This is a genomic window from Thermomonas aquatica, from assembly GCF_006337105.1.
GTDB lineage: Bacteria > Pseudomonadota > Gammaproteobacteria > Xanthomonadales > Xanthomonadaceae > Thermomonas > Thermomonas aquatica.
In genome coordinates, this window is sequence record NZ_CP040871.1 from 2,733,540 (window position 1) to 2,756,394 (window position 22,855).

General features: G+C 70.1%; 19 protein-coding genes. 2 read left to right on the forward strand and 17 right to left on the reverse strand.

Features of this window, described 5'->3' with window-relative positions; translation table 11 throughout:
- Positions 1–8 precede the first annotated feature (8 nt).
- Entirely contained in the window at positions 9–1,304 is a 1,296-nt protein-coding gene (tilS, locus tag FHQ07_RS12960; RefSeq protein WP_139717334.1) for a tRNA lysidine(34) synthetase TilS, read from the reverse strand.
- A gap of 3 nt (positions 1,305–1,307) precedes the next feature.
- Positions 1,308–2,270, reverse strand: a complete 963-nt coding sequence (locus FHQ07_RS12965; RefSeq protein ID WP_139717336.1) for an acetyl-CoA carboxylase carboxyltransferase subunit alpha — start codon at positions 2,268–2,270, stop codon at positions 1,308–1,310.
- A gap of 100 nt (positions 2,271–2,370) precedes the next feature.
- Here FHQ07_RS12965 and FHQ07_RS12970 point away from each other — a divergent pair, with 100 nt between their 5' ends.
- Together FHQ07_RS12970 and FHQ07_RS12975 are read left to right on the forward strand one after the other, a co-directional pair.
- Positions 2,371–4,767 carry a SpoIIE family protein phosphatase gene (locus tag FHQ07_RS12970; protein WP_139717339.1) on the forward strand — a complete coding sequence of 799 codons (2,397 nt, stop codon included), beginning with the start codon at positions 2,371–2,373 and terminating at the stop codon, positions 4,765–4,767.
- A 12-nt stretch (positions 4,768–4,779) separates the two neighbouring features.
- Entirely contained in the window at positions 4,780–5,166 is a 387-nt protein-coding gene (locus FHQ07_RS12975) for an STAS domain-containing protein (RefSeq protein WP_139717341.1), read from the forward strand.
- Between the two features lie 16 nt (positions 5,167–5,182).
- On the opposite strand, the gene dnaE is transcribed toward FHQ07_RS12975, so the two are convergent.
- From dnaE to pyrH, 15 genes are all read right to left on the reverse strand, one after another.
- Entirely contained in the window at positions 5,183–8,707 is a 3,525-nt protein-coding gene (dnaE, locus tag FHQ07_RS12980; RefSeq protein WP_139717343.1) for a DNA polymerase III subunit alpha, read from the reverse strand.
- 105 nt (positions 8,708–8,812) lie between these two features.
- Entirely contained in the window at positions 8,813–9,436 is a 624-nt protein-coding gene (locus FHQ07_RS12985; RefSeq protein WP_168191565.1) for a YkvA family protein, read from the reverse strand.
- 121 nt (positions 9,437–9,557) lie between these two features.
- The gene (gene rnhB, locus FHQ07_RS12990) at positions 9,558–10,169 is read right to left on the reverse strand and encodes a ribonuclease HII (RefSeq protein ID WP_139717346.1); all 612 of its coding nucleotides are present in this window, start codon (positions 10,167–10,169) and stop codon (positions 9,558–9,560) included.
- Positions 10,166–11,317: a lipid-A-disaccharide synthase gene (gene lpxB / locus FHQ07_RS12995; protein ID WP_139717348.1), complete on the reverse strand. Its 1,152-nt coding sequence runs from the start codon at positions 11,315–11,317 to the stop codon at positions 10,166–10,168. The genes rnhB and lpxB overlap by 4 nt, the downstream gene beginning before the upstream one ends.
- A gap of 5 nt (positions 11,318–11,322) precedes the next feature.
- Positions 11,323–12,120, reverse strand: a complete 798-nt coding sequence (gene lpxA / locus FHQ07_RS13000) for an acyl-ACP--UDP-N-acetylglucosamine O-acyltransferase (RefSeq protein WP_139717349.1) — start codon at positions 12,118–12,120, stop codon at positions 11,323–11,325.
- A gap of 4 nt (positions 12,121–12,124) precedes the next feature.
- Positions 12,125–12,607, reverse strand: coding sequence for a 3-hydroxyacyl-ACP dehydratase FabZ (fabZ, locus tag FHQ07_RS13005; RefSeq protein ID WP_139717351.1), 483 nt, complete (start codon positions 12,605–12,607; stop codon positions 12,125–12,127).
- Positions 12,604–13,623, reverse strand: coding sequence for a UDP-3-O-(3-hydroxymyristoyl)glucosamine N-acyltransferase (lpxD, locus tag FHQ07_RS13010; RefSeq protein ID WP_139717353.1), 1,020 nt, complete (start codon positions 13,621–13,623; stop codon positions 12,604–12,606). The genes fabZ and lpxD overlap by 4 nt, the downstream gene beginning before the upstream one ends.
- Positions 13,624–13,638: 15 nt before the next feature.
- Complete coding sequence (gene bamA, locus FHQ07_RS13015; protein WP_139717355.1) at positions 13,639–16,104, reverse strand: outer membrane protein assembly factor BamA; 2,466 nt, start codon at positions 16,102–16,104, stop codon at positions 13,639–13,641.
- A 71-nt stretch (positions 16,105–16,175) separates the two neighbouring features.
- Complete coding sequence (rseP, locus tag FHQ07_RS13020) at positions 16,176–17,549, reverse strand: RIP metalloprotease RseP (protein WP_139717357.1); 1,374 nt, start codon at positions 17,547–17,549, stop codon at positions 16,176–16,178.
- Complete coding sequence (dxr, locus tag FHQ07_RS13025; protein WP_425476920.1) at positions 17,546–18,751, reverse strand: 1-deoxy-D-xylulose-5-phosphate reductoisomerase; 1,206 nt, start codon at positions 18,749–18,751, stop codon at positions 17,546–17,548. Before dxr ends, rseP begins: the two co-directional genes overlap by 4 nt.
- 10 nt (positions 18,752–18,761) lie before the next feature.
- A complete protein-coding gene (locus tag FHQ07_RS13030; protein ID WP_139717361.1) occupies positions 18,762–19,610 on the reverse strand; it encodes a phosphatidate cytidylyltransferase in 849 nt (282 codons plus the stop codon).
- The gene (uppS, locus tag FHQ07_RS13035) at positions 19,607–20,314 is read right to left on the reverse strand and encodes a polyprenyl diphosphate synthase (protein WP_240703611.1); all 708 of its coding nucleotides are present in this window, start codon (positions 20,312–20,314) and stop codon (positions 19,607–19,609) included. Before uppS ends, FHQ07_RS13030 begins: the two co-directional genes overlap by 4 nt.
- Before the next feature lie 68 nt (positions 20,315–20,382).
- A complete protein-coding gene (frr, locus tag FHQ07_RS13040; protein WP_139717365.1) occupies positions 20,383–20,940 on the reverse strand; it encodes a ribosome recycling factor in 558 nt (185 codons plus the stop codon).
- A gap of 84 nt (positions 20,941–21,024) precedes the next feature.
- Entirely contained in the window at positions 21,025–21,987 is a 963-nt protein-coding gene (locus tag FHQ07_RS13045) for a cation diffusion facilitator family transporter (protein WP_139717367.1), read from the reverse strand.
- Positions 21,988–22,039: 52 nt separating this feature from the next.
- Entirely contained in the window at positions 22,040–22,762 is a 723-nt protein-coding gene (gene pyrH / locus FHQ07_RS13050; RefSeq protein WP_139717369.1) for a UMP kinase, read from the reverse strand.
- Positions 22,763–22,855 lie beyond the last annotated feature (93 nt).

Consider the following 22,855-nt stretch of genomic DNA (forward strand, 5'->3'; position numbering starts at 1 on the left):
GCGCGAGTTTACGGCACCCGCGTCCAGTGCAGGCGTGCGCCATGCGCCCGCAACCATGCGGCCATCCGCGCGGACAGGATGCCGTCGCCGGCGGCCAGCAGTTCGCCGTCCCGGTCGGAGAGCAGCGGCAGGCGCGCGCGCTGCCACGGCGGCAGCTCCGCATCCTGCAGCACGTGCTTCAACGCGTGCGAATGCGCGCGACCCGGCTGCACGATGCGTTCGCCGCCTTGCCGCGCATGCGCGCGCAACGGCGCATCGAAACGCCCGGCGCCGATCAGTTCCAGCCGGTCGCCGGTCGGCAACGCCAGCGGCGCATCGCCGTCCCAGGCCTGTTCCCAGTCCCGCGGCAGCGCTGCGCGAATGCGCCCTGCATGCAGCAGGTTGCGCCAGCGCTGCACGCGCGCGCCGGCCCAGTCGAAGCAGGCCGCGGCATCGGCGCGCGCGGCGAGCAATCCGGTCTCGATGCGTTCGATTCCGCGGCCCGGCAGCGGCGGCAGGCCCAGCCCTTCGATCCAGCGCCGCAGGACCCGCGCGCGCCGTTCAGCCGTGATGTTCCGCAGGGCGGCGACATCCAACGCGGACTGGTCGTGCATCGCGCGCGACAGGGCGCTCGCATCCTCGCGCTCCAGCAGGCCGGCCGCCTGCGCGCTCAATGCCGCGCTGCGTGCGAGGTTTTGCGCCGCGGCCGGCCAGCGTTGGTGCAGCAACGGCATGACCTGGTTGCGGAGGAAGTTGCGGTCGAAGCGCGGATCGCCGTTGCCGGGATCGTCGATCCAGCGCAATCCGTGCGCCATCGCGTATCCGCGCAGCTCGTCCCGGGCGATCCCGAGCAGCGGCCGCCACAGCCAGCCCCGCGCGCAGCTGCGCCACGGCCGCATCGCCGCCAGGCCGTCCGCGCCGGAACCGCGCAGGGCGCGCAGCAGGAAGGTCTCGGCCTGGTCGTCGCGATGGTGGGCGAGGGCGAGGACCTCGCCTTCGCCCAATGATTCCCCGAATGCGCGATGCCGCGCCGCGCGCGCCGCGCCCTCGGGGCCGAGGCCGGCATCGCGATCGACCTCGACGCGCACGACCTGCAACGCGACATCGAGCGCCGCGCATTCGCGCCGGCAATGCGCGGCCCACGCATCCGCATCGGCATGCAGGCCGTGGTGCACGTGGATCGCGCGCAGGCCGTTGCGGCGGGCGCCGGCGTCGTTCGCCAGCAGGTGCAGCAGCACGCCGGAGTCCATGCCGCCGCTGTAGCCGAGCAGGATCGGTCGGCCGTCGTCGCGCGTCACCGCCTTGCGCAGCGCGGTCGCGGGCATCGCTCAGCTGGCGGTTTCGTAAGCGCCGTAGCCGCGCAGCCGGCGGTAGCGGCGCTCCAGCAGCTGGTCGGCGGGCACCTGCTCGAGCGCATCGAGTTCGTTGAGCAGGACGGCCTTGAGCCGCCTGGCCATCTGCACCGGGTTGCGGTGCGCGCCGCCGGTGGGCTCGCGCACGACCTTGTCGATCAGGCCCAGCCCGAGCAGCCGCTTGGCGGTCAGGCCGAGCTGTTCGGCGGCATCCTTGGCCTTGCCGGCATCGCGCCACAGGATCGAGGCGCAGCCTTCCGGGGTGATCACCGAATAGGTGCTGTATTCCAGCATCAGGGTGCGGTCGCCGACGCCGATCGCGAGCGCGCCGCCGGAGCCGCCTTCGCCGATCACCGTGCAGATGATCGGCACCTTGAGTTCGGCCATTTCCAGCAGGTTGCGGGCGATGGCTTCGGACTGGCCGCGTTCCTCGGCGTCGATGCCCGGCCAGGCGCCGGCGGTGTCGATGAAGGTCAGGATCGGCAGGCCGAAGCGCTCGGCCAGCTGCATCAGGCGCAGCGCCTTGCGGTAGCCCTCCGGCTTGGGCATGCCGAAGTTGCGCTTGACCTTGGCCTTGGTGTCGCGGCCCTTCTCGTGGCCGATCACCATCACCGGGCGGCCGTCGATGCGGGCCAGCCCGCCGACGATGGCGTTGTCGTCGGCGAAGGCGCGGTCGCCGGCGAGTTCCTGGAATTCGTCGCAGATCACCCGCAGGTAATCCAGCGTGTACGGCCGCGACGGATGCCGCGCAAGTTGCGAGACCTGCCACGGGGTGAGGTCGCGGAAGATGGTCGCGGTGCGCTTGCGCAGCTTGTCCTGCAGCGCATGCACTTCGGCGTCGATGTTGACCGCCGGGCCGCTGCTGGCATGCCGGAGTTCCTGGATCTTGGCTTCCAGGTCGGCGATGGGCTGTTCGAAGTCGAGGTAGTTCGGGTTCATCCGGCGCAGTTTAGCCCAGCGGGCCTGCCATACCGAGCCGTAGGTCGCGCACCCCGGGGCGTCGCTTGACGCGGGCGATGGGCCATCGGAGGCTGCATGGATGGACCAGCCACCCATGCAGGCCCCGTCTGCGCCCTCGCCGGCGGCCGTGCGCGTGCCGTGGCACGCCAGCCTGCGCACGCGGCTGATGCTGTGGGTCGGGCTGTTGCTGGCCTTGCTGCTGCTGGCCGGATTCGCCGCCGCCTTCCTCGCCGCGCGCGAACGCGTCGTCGCCGATGCCGAGGCGCGCACCCGCTACGAGGCGCAACAGGCCGCCGACCGGCTGGACGCGACCATGCGCTCGGTGCGGGTGTCCGGCGAGGCGATGATCGAACTCAGCAACCGGGTGTCGCTGACCCGCGGCGAATTGCTGGCGGCGATGGAGGCGATGCTGGACGCCAATCCGAGCACGGTCGGCGGCCTGGTCGCAGTGGAGCCCGGGGTGCTGGCCGATCGCGCGCCGATGGCCTACTACGTCGGCATCGCCGCGCGCGGCGTGCCGGACCGCGACCTGCTCGCCGACGGCTACGACCTGGCCGGGCGCGACTGGTACCAGCGCACGTTGAAGGCGACCTCGCCCTGGTGGTCGGAGCCGTACTTCAACGAGACCGCCGGCGGCCGCTACATGACCACGCTCAACCTGCCGCTGCGCGACCGCGAGGCCAGGCGCATCGGCATGGTCAGCCTGGACGTGCCGGTGCAGGCGCTGTCGTCCTCGCTGGAATCGCTGCGCACGGTGACCGGCCAGCGCACCGCGCTGTTCGCGCCGGCGGGGACGGTGGCGGTGCATCCGGAGCGGGGCGTCGCATTCGCCCATAGCCTGGCCGGCTACATCGCGCGCTTCGGCCGCGGCGATCTCGAGCCGATGGAGTCCGCGCGCGCGCAACGACGCGGGCTGCAGTTCACCCATGCCGATGCGCGCAACGGCACGGTCCGCTATTCGGTGCTGCAACCGGTGGGCGACAGCGGCTGGAGCCTGCAACTCTCGCTCGCCCGCGACGCCATGCTCGCCGGCCTCGACAGCGCGATGCGCATGCTGGGCCTGATCGGCGCATTGGTCGCGCTGCTGTTGGCGCTGGCGGTGCTGCGGTTGGCCAGGCGGATCACCGTGCCGCTCACCGAGCTGACCGCCAGCGCCGGCCACTTCGCCAGCGGCGAGTTCGACTGGCCGGTGCCGCACGACGCGCGCGGCGACGAAGTCGGGGTGATGGCGCGCGCGCTGGAGCGCGCGCGCGATTCGATCCGCCTGCAGCTGGACGAGATCGGCCGCTACGCCGCGGAACGGCAGAAACTGCAGAGCGAGCTGGACATCGCGCGCAGCATCCAGCGTTCGATGCTGCCGCAGGATCGCGACTTCGACGGCGCCCGCTTGCAGTACCGCCTGCGCGCGCGGCTGGAGCCCGCCAAGGCGGTCGGCGGCGATTTCCATGGCCACTTCCCGCATCGCGGTGGCGGAGCCTGGTTCGTGCTCGGCGATGTGTCGGACAAGGGGGTCCCGGCGGCGCTGTTCATGGCGCGCGCGGTGACCGTGCTGGAAGTGGCGGCGGCCGCGGGCGATGCGCCGGACCAGGTGCTGGCCGACGCCGCGCGCCACCTGTGCGAGGGCAACGATGCCTGCATGTTCGCCACCGTGCTGTGCGGCCTGCTGGACACGGCGACCGGCGAGCTGGCGATCGCCAGCGCCGGGCACGACGCGCCGCTGTTGCGGCATGCGGACGGCCGCATCGAAACCATCGCGCTGGAATCCGGCCCGGCGCTCGGTTTCCACGCGCAATGCAGCTTCCAGGTCTGGCGCGGCCGCTTGCAGCCGGGCGCGCTGCTGTTCGCCTACACCGACGGCGTGACCGAGGCCTTGGACCGCGACGACGCGGCCTTCGGCGAGGATCGCCTGCACGCGGCCTTGCGCGGATCGCGCAGCGCTGCCGAAGCCTGCGATGGCGTGCTGCGCGCGGTGCATGCCTTCGCGTCCGGCGCGGCGCAATCGGACGACATCACCGTGTTCGCGATCGATTGCGCAACGCGTCCGGCCGCGGGCGAGTGGCCGATCCGCCTGCGCGTGCCGGACGAGCGCGCGCGCTTGCCGGAACTGCTGGACGCGGTGGCGGCCGCCCTGCGCGATGCGGCGGTCGACGGCGGCTGCATCCACGATGCGCAGCTGGTGGTCGAGGAGCTGGCCTGCAACCTGATGGACCATGGCGTGCGGGGCGGCGTCGATGCGCTGGCGGTCGGCCTGGCCATCGAGGCAGGGCGGGTGGTGGTGGAGATCCGCGACAACGGCGCGGCCTACGACCCGCTGGCGCATCCGGTGCCGGACCTGGAGGCCGACCTCGACCAGCGCCCGATCGGCGGGCTCGGCATCCACCTGGTCCGCGAGTTGTCGCAGCGCACAGTTTACCGACGCGAAGATGGCTGGAACGTGTTGCGCATCGAGCTCGATGCCATACTCCCTGCAACCTAAGCGCGCGATCCCATGGCCATCAACGTCCGCATCCATCCGCTGCATCCGAACGGCAGCCAGCGCGTCGAGATCGGCGGCCGCCTGGACACGCATACCTACGGCGAGCTCGACGATCGCCTGACCCTGGTGCTGGCGGCGAAGGTGCAATCGCTGCTGCTCGACCTGGCGCAACTGGAATACATCAGCTCGGCCGGCGTGCGCTCGATCTTCCGCGTGCGCAAGCTGCTGTCCGAGCGCGGCGGCAAGGCGGTGGTCGCCAACGCGCAGCCGCAGGTGCAGAAGGTGTTCGACATCGTCAAGGCGGTGCCGTTGAGCGAGATCTTCCGTTCGGTGGAAGAGGCCGACGCCTACCTCGACAGGATCCAGAAGAAGATCGTCGCCGGCGACGGCGAGGACTGATCGCAGGCGCTTGGCGCTACTGCACCCAGGGCTTGCCCAGGTGCACGTTCACCGCCTGCACGCCGGGCAGGCTGCGCAACAGGCCGGGCAGGGCGGCATCCATGCGCAGGCCGCGACCGCCGTTGATCGACAGCCGGCCGATGCCGGAAGCGGTGGTCGCCTCGATCAGCAGCGGGGTGTTGCCGGGGTGCGCCTTCAGCACCCCCTCGAACTGCTGCAACGCACCCGGCGTGCGCAGGTCGAGCCGGATCGACAGCCGCTGCGCCTGCTGCCCGCAGAGTTGGCCGTAGTCCCAGCAGCGCTTGGCGCGCAGGGCGAAACCGCCGCTGAATTCGTCCTCGCGCAGGTCGCCTTCCACCACCAGGATGCGGTCGCGGGTCAGCAGCGGCGCGTATTCCTGCCACTCGTCGCCGAAGAAGGCGCATTCGATGCGGCCGCGCCCGTCCTCCAGTTGCACGAAGGCCTGCGAATCGCCGCGCTTGCGCATGCCGACCACCTGGCCCGCGACCACCGCCTGCATCTGCTGGCGCCAGCCCTTGCGCGCTTCCTGCGGGCGCGCTTCCCACAGCGCGTCCAGCGATGCCAGGTCGTGGCCGACCAGCCGCTTCAATTCCTCGCGGTGCGGATCCAGCGGATGCCCGCTGAAGTAGTGCCCCAGGGTTTCGCGCTCGCCCTGCAGCAACTGCGCCAGCGGCCAGTCGGCGCATTCGGGCAGCTCGATGTGGATGTCGGGTGCGCCGGTCGCATTGCCGAACATGTCGACCATGCCGGCGTCGCGGTTCCTGGCGATCTGGTCGGTGGCCTTCAGCACTTCCGGCAGCTGCAGCATCAGCGAGGCGCGGTTCTTCGCCAGCGCGTCCATCGCGCCGCCGTGGATCAGGGCCTCGAGCGTGCGCTTGTTGAGCCCGGCGGCATCCACGCGCTTGCAGAAATCGAGCAGGTCGACGAAGCGGCCGGAAGATTCCCTGGCGGCGGCGATGGCCTCGCAGGCGCCGCGGCCCACGCCCTTCACCGCGCCCAGGCCGTAGCGGATCGTGTTCGGGTCGGTGGCCTCGAACATGTAGGCCGAGGCGTTCACGTCCGGCGGCAGCACGGTCAGGCCGAGCGCGCGCGCCTCGTCGAGGAAGCCGACCACCTTGTCGGTGTTGTCCATGTCGGAGGACAGCACCGCGGCCATGAACTCGGCCGGGTAATGCACCTTCAGCCATGCGGTCTGGTAGGCGACCAGCGCGTAGGCGGCGGAGTGCGACTTGTTGAAGCCGTACTCGGCGAACTTCTCCATCAGGTCGAAGATCGGCGTCGCCACCTTCGCCTCGATCCCGCGCTCGGCGCAGCCGGCCTCGAACTTGGCGCGCTCCTTCGCCATTTCCTCGGGCTTCTTCTTGCCCATCGCGCGGCGCAGCAGGTCGGCGCCGCCCAGCGAATAGCCGGCCAGCACCTGGGCGATCTGCATCACCTGTTCCTGGTACACGATCACGCCGTAGGTCGGCGCCAGCACCGGTTCCAGCGCCGGGTGCGGGTAGCTGACCTCGGCGATGCCGTGCTTGCGGTCGCACCACTCGCGGTCCATCCCGCTGCCCAGCGGGCCCGGGCGGAACAGCGCGGCCAGCGCGATGATGTCCTCGAAGGTGTCGGGCTTGGCGCGCTTGAGCAGCTCGCGCATGCCGCGCGATTCGAACTGGAACACCGCCACCGAATCGCCGCGCGCGAACAGCTCGTACGCGGCCTTGTCGGTCAGTTCCAGCGCGGTGATGTCGAGCGCGGGCTCGCCATTGGCGGCGCGGCGGACATTGATCGCCTTCACCGCCCAGTCGATGATGGTCAGCGTGCGCAGGCCGAGGAAGTCGAACTTCACCAGGCCGATCGACTCGACGTCGTCCTTGTCGAACTGGGTCACCGGGTTGCGGCCATGGCCGTGGCCGTCGTGTTCGGCGAACAGCGGGCAGAAGTCCTGCAGCGGGCTGGGCGCGATCACCACGCCGCCGGCGTGCTTGCCGGCGTTGCGGGTCAGGTCTTCAAGCTGCAGGGCGAGGTCGATCAGGTCGCGGACGTCGTCGTCGGACTCGTAGCGGTCCTTGATCTCGGCGATCAGGTAGCCGTCCTTCTGCTGCGAGCGCTTGCTGCGGCCGATCACGTCGTCCAGCGACAGCGGGTCGGCCGGTTGCAGCGGGATGAGCTTCGCCAGGTCGTTGACGAAGCCGTAGGACAGGCCGAGCACGCGGCCGGCGTCGCGCAGCACCGCCTTCGCCGCCATCGTGCCGTAGGTGATGATCTGGCTGACGCGGTCGCGGCCGTACTTGCGGGCGACGTAGTCGATCACCTCGTCGCGGCGATCCATGCAGAAGTCGATGTCGAAGTCCGGCATCGACACGCGTTCCGGATTGAGGAAGCGTTCGAACAGCAGGTCGTAGGGCAGCGGGTCGAGGTCGGTGATGCCCAGCGCCCAGGCCACCAGCGAGCCGGCGCCGGAACCGCGGCCGGGACCGACCGGGATGCCGTGCTGCTTGGCCCAGTTGATGAAGTCGGCGACGATCAGGAAGTAGCCGGGGAAGCCCATCTTGACGATGACGTCGAGCTCCAGCTCGAGCCGCGCGTCGTAGTCGGCGCGCGACTTGCCGGGCGCCAGCGGCGCTTTCTGCAGCCGCTGCGCGAGGCCGGCGCGCGACTGGCTGCGGATCCAGCTGTCCAGGGTCTCGTCGTCCGGCACCGGGAACGCGGGCAGGTAATAGGTGCCCAGCCGCAGTTCCAGGTTGCAGCGCTGCGCCAGCGCCACCGTGTTGTCGAGCGCGTCCGCCGCATCGGCGGCGAACAGCGCGGTCATCTCGTCCGCCGACTTCAGGTATTGCTGCGCGCTGTAGTCGCGCGGGCGGCGCGCGTCGTCCAGCACGCGGCCGCTGGCGATGCACACGCGCGCCTCGTGCGCGTCGAAGCCGTCGGCGTCGAGGAAGCGCACGTCGTTGCTGGCGACGAGCGGAATGCCGCGGCGCGCGGACACGTCCAGCGCGAAGGCGTTGAACGCGTCTTCGCCGGCGCGGCCGGTGCGCAGCAGTTCCAGATGCAGGCGTTCGCCGAACTTCGCCTGCAGGTCGGCCAGCGCCTGCTCGGCCAGGTCGTGGCGGCCCGAGGCGAACAGCAGGCCCGGTTCCGAATGCGGGCCGGCGATCGCGAACAGGCCCTTGTTCTCCGCCAGCCAGGCCGGGCGCGCGACCACGCCATCGACGCGATGGCCTTGCATCCACGCGCGGGTCAGCAGCTGCGAGAGGCTGAGGTAGCCGTCGTTGTCGCGGCACAGCAGGGTCAGGCGCGAGGGCGCGGCGGTGCCGTCGGCGACCAGCACGTCGGCGCCGGCGATCGGCTTGATCCCGGCCTTCTCCGCTTCCTTGTAGAACTTGACCAGGGCGAACAGGTTGTTCTGGTCGGTGATCGCCACTGCCGGCAGGCCGCGCGCCGCGCAGGCCGCGACGAGTTCCGGGATGCGGATCGTCGAATCGACCAGCGAGTATTCGCTGTGCAGGTGCAGGGGGACGAAACGGGCAGACATCTTGGCACCGCGTAACCAGCCAGCAGGGTAGGCCGCCACCGTGCCCCGGGCAAGGCTTGACAGGCCGCGGAAGCTGCCCGGCCCTGCTCGCGCCGCCGCGTCGGCTCAGGCCACCCGGAACGGTCGGTCGGGATGGCCGCCGTCGATGTAGCGGCTGGCATTGACCCGGGCATGGTGCTGGAACAGCGCCAGTGCGCCGAGGCGGTCGCGGATCCAGGCTTCGCGGCGTTGCATGCCGTCGCCGCCGGGTGCCGCCGTGGCGCGGTATTCGCAGAAATCGGCGTAGTCCTCGGCTTCGGTCGCCACCGCCGGCCAGGCCAGTTCCAGCAGGATGACGTCGTCGAGCAGGCCGAGCAGCGGGATCGCGTCGGGGATCAGGTCCTGGTCCTGGTCGAGGTAGGCCAGCAGCTTGCGCACGCGCCGGCAGGCGCCCTGGCGACGGTCCCAGTCGGCGTCGTCGAGCATCGCGCGCAGCTGTTCGATGCGCGACAGGCGTTCGTCCAGCACCGCCCGCGCGCGCGCCGCGGGCAGGCCCTGCAGCCAGCGGCCGAGGGTGGCGATGCGGTCGGCATCGACATGGCGCGCCTCGGGATGGATCTCGTGCAGCAGGCGGTCGAAGCGCGCGACCGCGGTGGCGTCGAGTCTGAGGCCGCCGATGCTGTCGCGGTGGGCGTGGCCGGGACGGTCGTCCCAGGGCAGCGGCGTATCGGCGGGCGCTGCGGTTCGCATGAACATGGCGCACCTCGCGTGGCCGACATGCGGGGGAGGGTTGCGCGCGGGCGTCGGCCGGCTTGCGCGCACGCCGCATCGATGCGATGCAGGCGCAGCATGCGCCGCCGGGCCAGTCGGGTCATGTGCCGGAAGCGAGGTGCCGCAAGTCATGTTGCGCGCATGCCGCCAGCGCGCGCTGAACCGGGGCGAAACTGCGGCGATGCTGCGGGCACGGTCCGTGCTTCAGCAGCGCTTCGCGATGCATCGCGCTGGGATAGCCCTTGTGCCGGTCGAAGCCGTATTGCGGGTACTGCCCGTGCAATTCGCGCATGCGCGCGTCGCGCGCCACCTTGGCCAGGATCGATGCGGCCATGATCGCCGGCTCGGATGCGTCGCCATCGACGATCGCGGTCGCGAGGCAGGGCATGCCGTCGGGCACGCGGTTGCCGTCGATCAGCGCGTGGTGCGCGGCCGGCGCCAGCGCGGCGACGGCGCGGCGCATGCCGGTCATGGTCGCCTGCAGGATGTTGAGCGCGTCGATCTCGCCGGCTTCCACGAATTCGATCCGCCACGCCAGTGCGCGCTCGACGATCAGCGGATACAGCGCCTCGCGCTTGCGTTCGCTGAGCTGCTTGGAATCGTCCAAGCCATCGATGGGGCGGGCGGGATCGAGGATCACCGCGGCCACGCACACCGGTCCGGCCAGCGGGCCGCGCCCGGCTTCGTCGACGCCGGCGAGCAGGATCGTCATGCCGGGCGCGGCGGCAATCCGGCGACCGCCTCCGCGGCACGGGCCGATGCATCGCGCCGCAAGGCCTGGTGGATCGCGAGGAACTCGGGCTGCAGCGAGGCGGCGGCGCCCGCATCGCGGAACCAGCGCAGCAGCGCGGCATGCACCTTGTCCGCGGTGCATTCGCCCTGCAGCAGCTCCGGCACCAGCGCCTTGCCGGCGAGGATGTTCGGCAGGCTCACGTGCGTCGACTTCAGCAGGCCGAAGGCCTTGACGATGGCGTAGGTCAGCGCGGAGATGCGATGGCCGATCACCATCGGCCGCTTGCACAGCATCGCTTCCAGCGCGGCGGTGCCGGACGCCAGCAGCACGCAGTCGCCGGCGATCATCGTCGCCTGCGCCCGGCCATCGAGGACGCGGACGTTCGCCGCATCGCCCGCGATGCGCTCGATCGCGGCGCGGCATTGCGCATTGGCGGCGGGCACCAGCACGCGCAGGCCGGAGATGTCGCGTTGCAGGCGCGACGCGGCGTCGAGGAATACCGGCAGCATGCGTTCGATCTCGCCGAGCCGGCTGCCCGGCAACAGCGCCAGGATCGGCGCATCGGCCGGCTCGCCGAGCGCGGCGCGCGCGGCGTCGCGATCGGGTTGCAGGGAGATTTCATCGGCCAGCGGATGGCCGACGAACACCGCGTCGACGCCGTGCCTGGCGTAGATCGGCGGTTCCATCGGGAACAGGCAGAGCACGCGGTCGGCGCTGGCGCCGATCTTCGCCGCGCGGTTTTCGCGCCAGGCCCAGACCGAGGGGCTGACGTAATGCACGGTACGCACGCCGCGCTGCTTGAGCCAGCGCTCCACGCCGAGGTTGAAGTCCGGCGCGTCGATGCCGATGTAGACATCCGGTTTCCAGTCCAGCACGCGCTGGCGGAACGCCTTGCGCAGTCGCAACAGGCGCGGCAGGTGGGCCAGCACTTCGGCCAGGCCCATCACCGCCAGTTCGCTGGCATCGAACCAGGCGTCGAGGCCGGCGGCGCGCATGCGGTCGCCGCCGATGCCGGCGAATTCCGCATCGGGGAAGCGCTTGCGCAGTTGTTCGATCAGTCCCGCGCCGAGCTGGTCGCCGGAGGTTTCGCCGGCGCACAGGGCGACACGCCGGACAGCCGCAGGCACGGCGCCTACCTCAGCAGCGGCCGCTCGCCGCTCTCGATGAAGTCGAGCATGGCGCGCACGTCCTCGCTGCCGGCCGCGGCGATCTCGCCGAGCTCGGCCTTGGCCTCGTCGAGCCTGGCATCGCCCATGTACAGCGCGCGGTAGGCGCGCTTGATGCTGGCGATGCGGCCGGCATCGAAACCGCGGCGCTTCAGGCCCTCGGCATTGATGCCGCGCGCGCGCGCGTATTTTTCCTGCGCCACCATCACGAACGGCGGCACGTCGCCGTTGACGAACGCGCCCATGCCGATGAAGGCGTGGTCGCCGATCCGGCAGAACTGGTGCACGCCGGTGAAGCCGCTGAGGATCACCTGGTCGCCGACGGTGACGTGGCCGGCCAGCGTGCTGTTGTTGGAGAACACGCAATCGTTGCCGACGATGCAGTCGTGGGCGACGTGGCAGTAGGCCAGGATCCAGTTGCGGTGGCCGATGCGGGTGATGCCGCCGCCGTCGCCGGTGCCGCGGTTGATGGTGACGAATTCGCGGATCGAATTGCCGTCGCCGATCACCAGTTCGACGCGCTCGCCGCGGTATTTCTTGTCCTGCGGCGCGCCGCCGATCGCGGCCTGGCCGTGGAAGACGTTATCGCGGCCGATCCTGGTAGGGCCTTCGATCACGCAATGCGGGCCGATCCGGGTGTCGTCGCCGATCTCGACCTCCGCGCCGATCACGGCGTACGCGCCGACGCGCACGTGCGCGCCGAGCTTCGCCGACGGGTCGACGACCGCGGTCGGGTGGATCAGCGCTGCGCTGTCGCCGGCCATCGGCTCAGTCCCGCGCCGCCGCGCACAGGATCTCGGCGCAGGCGACCTGCTCGCCGTCGACGCGGGCCACGCCCACGTACTGCGCCATGTTGCGGATGCGCCGCTTCAGCTCGACCTCGAGTTCCAGCTTGTCGCCCGGCACCACCATCCGGCTGAACTTCGCGTTGTCCACCTTGACCAGGTAGAACGTGTCCTTGCCGAGCTCGGCCGGGTCGCGCGAGAGTTGGGTGAGCAGGCCGCCGGCCTGCGCCAGCGCCTCGACGACCAATACGCCGGGCATCACCGGGTGGCCGGGGAAATGGCCGGTGAAGAAGGGTTCGTTGCAGGTCACGTTCTTGTACGCCAGCACGCGCTTGTCCTTCTCGAACTCGACCACGCGGTCGACCAGCAGGAAGGGATAGCGGTGCGGCAGCAGGCGTTCGATCTCCGGGGTGTTCACCGGCAGGCTTACCTGACTGGCGCTGGCGCTGTGGGTTGCATCGGTCATTCTGGGTCCTTGTCGCCGGCCTTGCTGCGGCGGGCGATGTCGTCGAGTTGCTTGAAGCGCGCGGCGCTCCTGCGCCAGCTGCGATTGTCCATCAAGGGGGTGCCCGATGAATACTCGCCGGGCTCGCGGATGGAGTGGGTGACCAGCGACATCGCGGTGATCACCACGCGGTCGCAGACCTCGAGGTGGCCGAGGATGCCGGCACCGCCGCCGACCAGGCAATGGCGGCCGATCACCGCGCTGCCGGCCACCGCGGAACAGCCGGCCATCGCGGTATGCGCGCCGATCCGCACGTTGTGGCCGACCTGGATCTGGTTGTCCAGGCGCACGTCCTCTTCCAGCACGGTGTCGCCCAGCGCGCCGCGGTCGATGCTGGTGTTGGCGCCGATCTCGCAGTCGTCTCCGACCATCACCCCGCCCAGCTGCGGTACCTTGATCCAGCGGCCATGGTCCATGGCGATGCCGAAGCCGTCGGCGCCGAGCACCGCGCCGGGGTGCACCAGCACGCGCTTGCCGAGCCGCACGCGGGTCACCAGGGTGGCGCGCGCGACCAGTTCGCAGCCCTCGCCGATTACGCAATCCTCGCCGATCACGCAGCCGGGGCCGATGCTGGCGCCGGCGCCGATCCGGCTGCGCGCGCCGATCGAGACGTGCGGCCCGACATGCGCGGAAGGCTCGACCTCGGCGGAGGGATCGACCGCCGCAGTGGGATGGATGCCGGCCATGCGCGCGGGCTTGCGCTCGAATAGGGCGGCGATCTTGGCGAACGCGACGTAAGGGTCGCGCGCCAGCAGGGCGGTGCCGGCGCGCGCATCGGCATCGTCCGCGCGCAGCACGACCACGCCGGCGCCCGTCTCGGCCAGCTGGCCGCGGTAGCGCGGGTTGGCGAGGAAACCCAACTGGTCGGCGGTGGCGGTGGCCAACGTGCCGACGCCATGCACCGCGCGGTCGTCGCCGCGCAGTTCAAGCCCGAACCGTTGCGCCAGCTCCGAAGCGGCGAAGACTGGCGCGCTCATGCCCGGTTGCGGCCGTTACAGCTGGCCGCCGAAGGTGAACTGCAGCCGCTCGATCTGGTCGCCGGCCTTCTTGCGCAGCGGCATGGCGTAGCTGATCGACAGCGGGCCCATCGGCGAACGCCACAGCAGCGCCACGCCGGCGGACGCGCGCAGGTCGCTGGCGCTGAAGTTGTCCCAGCCGTTGTAGACGTTGCCGAAGTCGAGGAAGGCGGAGACGCGCGCGGCCGGGCTGTCGAACAGCTTCGGGAAGATCGCTTCCACCGAGCCGGCGAGCAGGAACGAACCGCCCAACGGCTGGCGATAGCCGGAGATGCCGGCATAGGCGGGGCCCAGGGTGTTGTCGACGAAGCCGCGCACCTTGCCCTGCGCAGCGATGCCGCCGGCATAGAAGTTCTCGAAGAACGGCAGGCCGCTGGCGGTCACCGTCTTGTCGAAATCCGGCGAAGTCGGCAGGCACGGATCGCTCGGCGCGGGTCCGGGCACCTCGGTGTCGAGGATGCCGTCGCCATTGCTGTCGGTATAGGTCGGCGCGGTGTAGCAGAGGTTGCGGGTGAAGTCCTTGCCGTAGGAATCGCCATAGCCGAGGTTGACGGCGGTCTTCACCACCAGCGCCTGGTTCAGCGGCCAATACTTGGCGAAGTCGTAGGACAGCTTGTAGTACTCGACCGTGGAGCCCGGCATGGCGATTTCCGCCGACAGGCTCTGGGTGCTGCCGAGTACCGGAATGAAATAGTCGTTGCGGGTATCGCGCGACCAGCCCAATTGCGTGCGCAGGGCATGGAAGGTGCGGTTGCCGACCGCACTGATGTAGTCCACCAGCGGCGGCGGGGTGGAGCCGGGGAACGCCAGGATCTCGTTGCTGTCGATGCCGAACATCAGCGACACCGAATCGCTCTCGCTCAGCGGCAGGCCCATGAACACCTGCGCCGCGCCGCTGTTGGTCGAGTACTGGGCGACGTTGTAGCTGGAATAGTCGAACTCGCGCCACCACAGGTTGTAGCCCAGCGACAGGCCTTCGTCCGTGAAGTACGGATTCATGAAGGAGAAGTCGTAGCGCTTCTGGTAGGTGCTGCGGGTCAGGCCCACCGACACCCGGTTGCCGGTGCCGAGGAAGTTGTTCTCCGACAGCTGCAGCGACAGGTTGACGCCGGACAGCTGGGAATAGCCCACGCCGGCGGCGATGCTGCCCGAGGTGGTTTCCTTCACCGTGTAGACCACGTCGACCTGGTCGTCGCTGCCCGGCACCGGCTCGTTCTCGACGTTCACTTCCTCGAAATAGCCCAGCCGCGAGAGGCGCACCTTGCTGCGGTCGATCGCCGCCTGCGAATACCAGCTGCCCTCGAACTGGCGCATCTCGCGGCGCAGCACCGAGTCGGCGGTGCGGGTATTGCCCTTGAACACGATCCTGCGCACGCTGACGCGCGGTCCGGGCTGGACCTGGAAGTCGATGCCGACGGTGCGCTTGTCGCGGTCGATCGTGGGTGCCGGGTTGACCTGGGCGAAGGCGTAGCCGATGTTGGACAGGCGCGCGGTGATCGCATCGGTCGCGAATTCGAGCACGCCGCGCGAGAAGGTGCTGCCCGGCTTGATGAACTCGACGATCTTCTCGATCTCCTCCTTCGGCAGCACGGTGTCGCCGGAGACGGTCACGCCGGAGACGCTGTACACCTCGCCCTCGGTGATGCCCGCGGTGAGGTACATGTCCTTCTTGTCGGGACTGATCGCGACCTGGGTCGTGTCCAGGCTGAAATCGACGTGGCCGCGGTTGAGGTACCAGGCGTTGAGCTTCTCGATGTCCCCGGACAGCTTCTCGCGCGAGTACTGGTCGTCGCGCTTGTACCAGCTCAGCCAGTTGCTGGTATGCGATTCCCAGGACTTGGTGATCTCCTCGTCGCTGTAGCTGTCGTTGCCGACCAGGTTGATGTGGCGGATCTTCGCCGCCTTGCCTTCCTTGATGTTCAGGGTCAGGTTGACGCGGTTGCGGTCGAGCCGCTCCACGCTCGGGCTGATCTCGACGCTGTACTTGCCGCGGTTGTTGTACTGGCGGTTCAGTTCCTGGGTGACGCGATCCAGGTTGAGGCGGTTGAAGGTCTCGCCTTCGGACAGGCCGATGTCCTTGAGGCCCTTCAGCAGGTCTTCGGACTTCAGGTCCTTGTTGCCGACCAGGGTCAGCTTGTTGATGGCGGGCCGTTCGACCACGGTGATCACCAGGATGCTGCCCTGGTGGTCCAGGCGCACGTCCTCGAAGAAGCCGGTCTTGTACAGCGCGCGCAGCGCCTCGGCGGCCTTGGCGGCGTCGAGGGTGTCGCCGCGCTCGACGGGCAGGTAGGTGAACACGGTGCCTGCGCCGATGCGCTGCAGGCCGTCGATGCGGATGTCGCTGACCGCGAACGGTGCGAGCGCCGTCTGCGCCCAGGCCGGCAGCGCGAGCGCCGAGGCCAGGGCAAGTGTGAGCAGGCGGCGGGACAAGGGTCGGGTCATTCGGAACATCCTGTTGCGGAACATGGTGCTGGGTGCATGCGGTCGGGCACCAGCGGCGGGGGAGCGATGCGTCACGACACCAGGCGCAGGATGTCGTTGTAGAACGCCAGGCCCGTCAGCCCCGCGATCAGCGCGAGCCCGAGGTACTGGCCGAAGGCCATCGCGCGATCGCCCAGGGGGCGGCCGATGGCCAGCTCGATAAGGTAATACAGCAGGTGACCACCGTCCAAGACGGGAATCGGCAGCAGGTTGAGGATGGCAAGGCTGACCGAGAGCAGGGCCAGGAAGTTCAGGAACCACGCGGTGCCGCCGCTGGCATAGGCATTCGCCGCCTGGGCGATGGCGATCGGCCCGGACACCGTGTTCTGCACCGACACCCGGCCACTGAACGCGCGCCCAATCATCTCGAACAGCTGCCTGGCCTGGTAGCCGGTTTCCCTGACCGCGGCAGGCACGGCGGCGATCGGGTTCAGGCGCAGGACGGCGTCGTGCGCCGGCAGCGTCGCGGCGGCGTTGCCGAAGCCCAGCTGCCAGCTCTTGCCGCCATCGGGCTTGGCGCGCCAGACCGGGGTCATCTCCAGCGCCAGGCGTTCGCCATCGCGCTCGACTTCGACCATGCCCGGTCCGCCGCGCTCGCCCAGCACGTTCACCAGCGGCGCGATCTGGTCGAAGCTGCTCACCGGCGCCGCGTCAACGGCGGTGATCCTGTCGCCCTCGGCCAGCACGCCCCACGCCGGGGTGCCCTCGGCGATCCGGCCAACCACCGCGGGCATGAGTTCGTGGCGCGCGGTCAGGCCGATCGCCTGCAGCGCGCGCGATTCGTCGAAGCCGGCCGGCAGCCTGTCCAACGGCAGGCTGCGCGCCTGCTCGTCGCCATCGCCGCGCGCGACCAGCACCTGCACCGGCTTCCCGTCCAGCGCGGCCACGCTCAACGCCATCAGCGCCTCGCTCCAGGTCGGGGTGTCGCGGCCGTCGACCGCGCGGATGCGGTCGCCAGCCTGCAGGCCGGCCTGTGCGGCGATGCCCTCGGCCTTGCCGATCACCGGTGCGTAGTCGGGGCGGCCGATCACCAGCATCGCCCACAGCAGGGCCACGGCCAGCAGCAGGTTGGCCAGCGGGCCGGCGGCCACGATCGCGATGCGCTTCCACACGCTCTGGCGGTTGAAGGCCCGGTCCAGCTCGGCGGCCGGCACGTCGCCCTCGCGCCCGTCGAGCCGGCTTTCATCGAGCATGCTGACGTAGCCGCCCAAGGGAATCGCGGCGACCACGTATTCGGTGCCGTCCTTGCCGCGACGCGACCACAGTGCGCGGCCGAAGCCGACCGAGAAGCGCAGCACCTTCACGCCGCAGCGGCGCGCGACCCAGAAATGGCCGAATTCGTGGAAGGTGACCAGCACGCCCAGCGCGACCAGCAGCCACCACAACGATCCGAAGAATTCACTCAAGGGAACATGCTCATGGGCGTGGGGCGGGTCCGGCCCGCAAGGCTGTCGATCCGCGCTCGCGCCGTCGCCCGCGCCCGCGCGTCCGCCTCCAGCAGCGCTTCCAGCGAATCGGCGGGTTGCGCGGGCATGGCGTCCAGGGTCGCGGCGACGGTGTCGGGGATGGACAGGAAACCGATCCGGCCCTGAAGAAAGGCTGAAACGGCTTCCTCGTTGGCGGCATTCAGCACGGCCGGGGCGCTGCCGCCGGCGTCCAGCGCGCGCCAGGCCAGGGCCAGGCAGGGAAAGGCGTCGAGGTCGGGGGCTTCGAATTCGAGCTTGCCGCCCTGCGCGAGCAGGTCGAGCGGGGCGACCCCGGATTCGATCCTGCGCGGCCAGCCCAGGCCTACCGCCAGCGCGGTGCGCATGTCCGGCAGGCCGAGTTGCGCCAGCGAACTGCCGTCGACGAAATCGACGATGGCATGCACCAGCGACTGCGGATGCACCAGCACCCGGATGCTGCCGGCCGGGAGGGCGAACAGGTGGTGGGCCTCGATGACCTCCAGGCCCTTGTTCATCAGCGTGGCCGAATCCACCGAGATCTTCGGGCCCATCGACCACTTCGGGTGGGCGACGGCTTGCGCAGGCGTGACGTCGGCCAATTCGGCGCGGCTGCGGCCGCGGAACGGACCGCCCGAGGCGGTCAAGGTGATGCGCGAGACCGCGGCCGGATCATCGCAACTGGCCAGGCACTGGAACACCGCGTTGTGCTCGCTGTCGATCGGCACGATGCGTGCGCCGCCGGCCCGTGCGGCCTGCATCAGCAGTTCGCCCGCCAGCACCAGCGATTCCTTGTTGGCCAGCAACAGGCGCTTGCCGGCATGCGCGGCGGCCAGGGTCGAAGGCAGCCCCGCGGCACCGACGATCGCGGCGACCACGGCATCGCAGGCGTCGCCGCCCGCCAGGGCATCCAGTGCCGCGCCGCCCGCGTGCGCCTCGGTCGCCAATCCCGCCGCGCGCAATCCGTCGCGCAGCTCGGCGAAGCGGCTTTGGTCGGCGATGACCGCATGCTCCGGGCGATGCGTGCGGCACAGTCCGACCAGCTCGCCGACCTTGCTGCCGGCGGCCAGCACGCTGGCGCGCAGCGTCGCCGGATGGCGCGCGATCACGTCCAGCGCGGACGCGCCGATCGAACCGGTGGCGCCGAAGACTGCAACCCTCTGCATCATCGCCGCCCTAGAAACCCAACCACAGTTTGCCCAGTGCGAATACCGGCAGCGCGGCCAGCACGCTGTCCACGCGGTCCAGCACGCCGCCGTGGCCGGGGATCAGGTCGCCGGAATCCTTGGCTCCCACGTGGCGCTTGAGCAGGCTCTCGAACAGGTCGCCGACCACCGAGAACAGCACGGTGGCCAGCGCGACCAGGCCGATCGCGGGCAACTGGTCGACGCGCGCACCGATCAGCATCGCCCCGACCATGGCGACTGCCAGCGACAGCAGCAGGCCGCCGAGCAGGCCCTCGATGGTCTTGTTCGGGCTGATCCTCGGCGCCAGCTTGCGCTTGAACAGCTTGCCGCCGAAATAGCGGCCGGCGAAATACGCCCCGCTGTCCGCGGCCCAGACCAGGAACAACGCCAGCAACAGCCACCGGTGGCCGTTCGGCGCGCTGGCATGGATCAGGCCCAGGGCGCACCAAGCCGGGATCACCGCCAGGGTGCCGGCGAGCAGCTTGAACGCGCGCGCATGCGAATCGTGGTCGGAGGCGAAGTGGTAGTGCTTCATCCACAGCATCGCCAGCAGCCACCAGGCCACGCCGATCAGCACCACCAGCTGCAGCAGGGCGAACGAGCCGCCCTGCGCGGAGCGCGAGCCCCAGACCAGCGCCGCCATCACCCCCACGTTGCACAGCAGCAGTACCGTGCGTGCCAGGGTGTCGTCGATCTCGGCCAGCTTCAGCCATTCCCACAGCGCCACCAGGAACAGCACCGCGCTCAGCGCGGCCAGTACCGGCGTCGGCACGAACAGCACGGTCAGGATGGCGATCGGCGCCATGATCAGCGCAGCCAGCAGGCGCGTTTTGGTCACGTGGTTCCCCCGGTTGCGTGTCCCGCCACCTGCGCGCTGGTCAGCCCGAAGCGGCGTTCGCGACCGGCGTAATCGTCCAGTGCGCGGCGCAGTGTGGCGGCATCGACGTCCGGCCACAACGTGTCGGTGAACCACAGCTCGGTGTAGGCCAGCTGCCAGAGCAGGAAGTTGCTGATGCGCAGCTCGCCGCCGGTGCGGATGAACAGGTCGGGCGGGGGCAGGTCGGCCAGCGCGACCCGCGCGGAGATCGCGCTTTCGTCGATCTGGTCCGCGCGCAGGCGGCCGGCGGCGACCTCCTCGGCCAGCGCGCGTGCGGCCTGGGCGATGTCCTGCCTGCCGCCGTAACTGGCGGCGATGCTCAACTGCAGCCTGGCGTTGCCTGCGGTCAGCGACTCCGCGGCCTGCATGCGGGCCAGGATCTCCGGCGCGAAACGGGCGCGTTCGCCGATGAAGCGCAGCCGCGCGCCGAGCCGGTGCAGTTCGTCCACTTCGCGCTCCAGCGCGCCGAGGAACAGCTTCATCAGCCCGCCGACCTCGTCGCTGGGCCGGTTCCAGTTCTCGCTGGAGAACGCGAACAGGGTCAGCGCCTGCACGCCGTTGTCGAGGCAGAACTCGACGCAGGACTTGACCGCGCGCGCGCCGGCGCGGTGGCCGATGATGCGCGGGCGGTGGCGCTGCTGCGCCCAGCGGCCGTTGCCATCCATGATGATGGCGATGTGGCGCGGAACGCGCGCGGCGGGGCTCGTCACGTCTGGTGCGTCGCGCAGGCGGCTCAGACCGCCATCAGTTCCGTTTCCTTGGCCTTCACCACGTCGTCCACGTCCTTGATCGCGCCGTCGGTGATCTTCTGGATCTCGGCCTCGGTGCGGGTCGCCTCGTCCTCGGTGATCTGCTTGTCCTTCAGCAGTTCCTTGACCTGGTGGTTGGCGTCGCGGCGGATGTTGCGGATCGCGACCTTGGCGTCCTCGCCTTCGTTGTGCACGACCTTGGTCAGTTCCTTGCGGCGCTCCTCGGTCAGCGCCGGGATGTTCAGGCGGATCACGGTGCCGGCGGTGTTCGGGGTCAGGCCGAGGTCGGAGGCGAGGATCGCCTTCTCGACCGCGCCGACCATCTGCTTTTCCCACGGGGTGATGATGATCGAACGCGCATCGCCCACCGCCACGCTGGCGACCTGCGACAGCGGCATGTCGGAGCCGTAGTAATTGACCTTGATGCTGTCGACCAGGCCGGTGTTGGCGCGGCCGGTGCGGACCTTGACCAGGTTGTGGCGCAGCGATTCGATGCTCTTGCCCATGCGGGCCTGGGCGTCCTTCTTGATGTCGTTCAGCATCGATGTGCTCCGGGTTCCTTGGGTAACCGCGGAATTATATGCGAGCCGGTGCCGGCCCCGGCGCCGGCCCGGGGGCGCGGGGATTCATGGATGGCCGAATTCGTCGCTGCCATGCCCGTGGCCGTGCACGTGCCCATGGTGCCGGTCGATCGCCTGTCCATGCGGCGCGCGGTCGTTGCAGTCGTGGGCCGCGCCGTGGCCGCGCTCGATCTGCAGGGTCGGGTGGTTGATGCCGAAGCGCTCGTCGAGGCCGTCGTTGAGGCGGTCGATGAAGGCGTCGTGGTCGGCGTCGCCCGCGCGCACCAGGTGCGCGGTCATCGCGATCTCGCCGGCGCCCAGCGACCAGATGTGCAGGTGGTGCACCGCGGACACGCCCGGCTGTTGCAGCAGCCAGCCGCGCACCTGGTTCTGGTCGATGCCGCGCGGCACCGCGTCCATCGCGGCATTGAAGGCATCGCGCAGCAGGCCGAAGGAACCGATCGCCACCACCACCGCGACCAGCAGGGCGGTGGCCGGGTCCAGCCAGGTCCAGCCCAGCCACCACATGCCGGCGCCGGCCAGCACCGCCACCAGCGACACCGCGGCATCGGCGACCAGGTGCAGGAAGGCGCCGCGCCGGTTGAGGTCGTGGGCATGGCCGTCGCGCACCAGCCAGGCGGCACCGAGGTTGATGGCGATGCCGATCGCCGCCACCACCATCACCGGCAGGCCGGGCACCTCCGGCGGCGCGTTGAAGCGGCGGATCGCCTCCCAGCCCAGCGCGCCGGAGAACGCGACCAGCAGCAAGGCATTGGCCAGCGGCGAGAGCAGGGTGGCGCGGCGCCAGCCGTAGGTGTGGCGTTCGGTCGGCGGTCGCTTGGCCAGCACCGCCGCGCCCCAGGCCAGGCCCAGGCCGAGCACGTCGCCGAAGTTGTGCAGCGCGTCCGACAGCAGCGCCAGCGAATTGGTGGCGAAGCCGTAGCCGGCTTCGAGCGCCGTGTAGGCCAGGTTGATCAGGGTCACCCACGCGAATGCGCGGGTGCCGTCAGCGTGGGAGTGTCCGTGCATGCGCGGAGCTTGGCATGGCGCGCGCTGCGGACACTATTCCAGCGGCCCGGCCTCAGCTGCGGCCGCGCACCAGGGTGCCGATCTGCTCGCCGCGCAGGATGCGCAGCAGCACGCCGGGCTGGGCCATGTCGAAGATGCGCAGCGGCAGGTCGGCGTCGCGGCACAGGGCGAACGCGGCGGTGTCCATCACCTGCAGGTTGCGGGCGATCACCTCGTCGTAGGTCAGCGCATCCAGCTTGACCGCATCCGCGTGCTTCTTCGGGTCCTTGTCGTACACGCCATCGACCTTGGTCGCCTTCAGCAGCAGGTCGGCGCCGATCTCGATCGCGCGCAGCGCGGCGCCGGAATCGGTGGTGAAGAACGGGTTGCCGGTGCCGGCGGCGAAGATCGCGATGCGGCCCTTCTCCAGGTGGCGCACGGCGCGGCGGCGGATGTAGTCCTCGCACACGTCGTTGATCTTGATCGCGCTCATCACCCGCGACTTGCCGCCGAGCTTCTCCAGCGCGTCCTGCATCGCCAGCGCGTTGATGACCGTGGCCAGCATGCCCATCTGGTCGCCGGTGACCCGGTCCATGCCGCCGGCGGCCAGGCCGGCGCCGCGGAAGATGTTGCCGCCGCCGATCACCAGCGCGATCTCCGCGCCGGCCTCGCGCACTTCCATCACTTCGCGCGCCAGCCGCCCGATCACCTTCGGGTCGATGCCGTAGTCCTCGTCGCCCATCAGCGCTTCGCCGGAGAGCTTGAGCAGGACGCGGCGATAGGCGAGGTTCGACATGCGCAAGCTCCGGCGGGGTAAACGGCGGAATTCTAGCCGATGCGGCGCGCCGGCTCGCGCGCGGGCCATAAAAAAAACCCGCCGTCGCCGGCG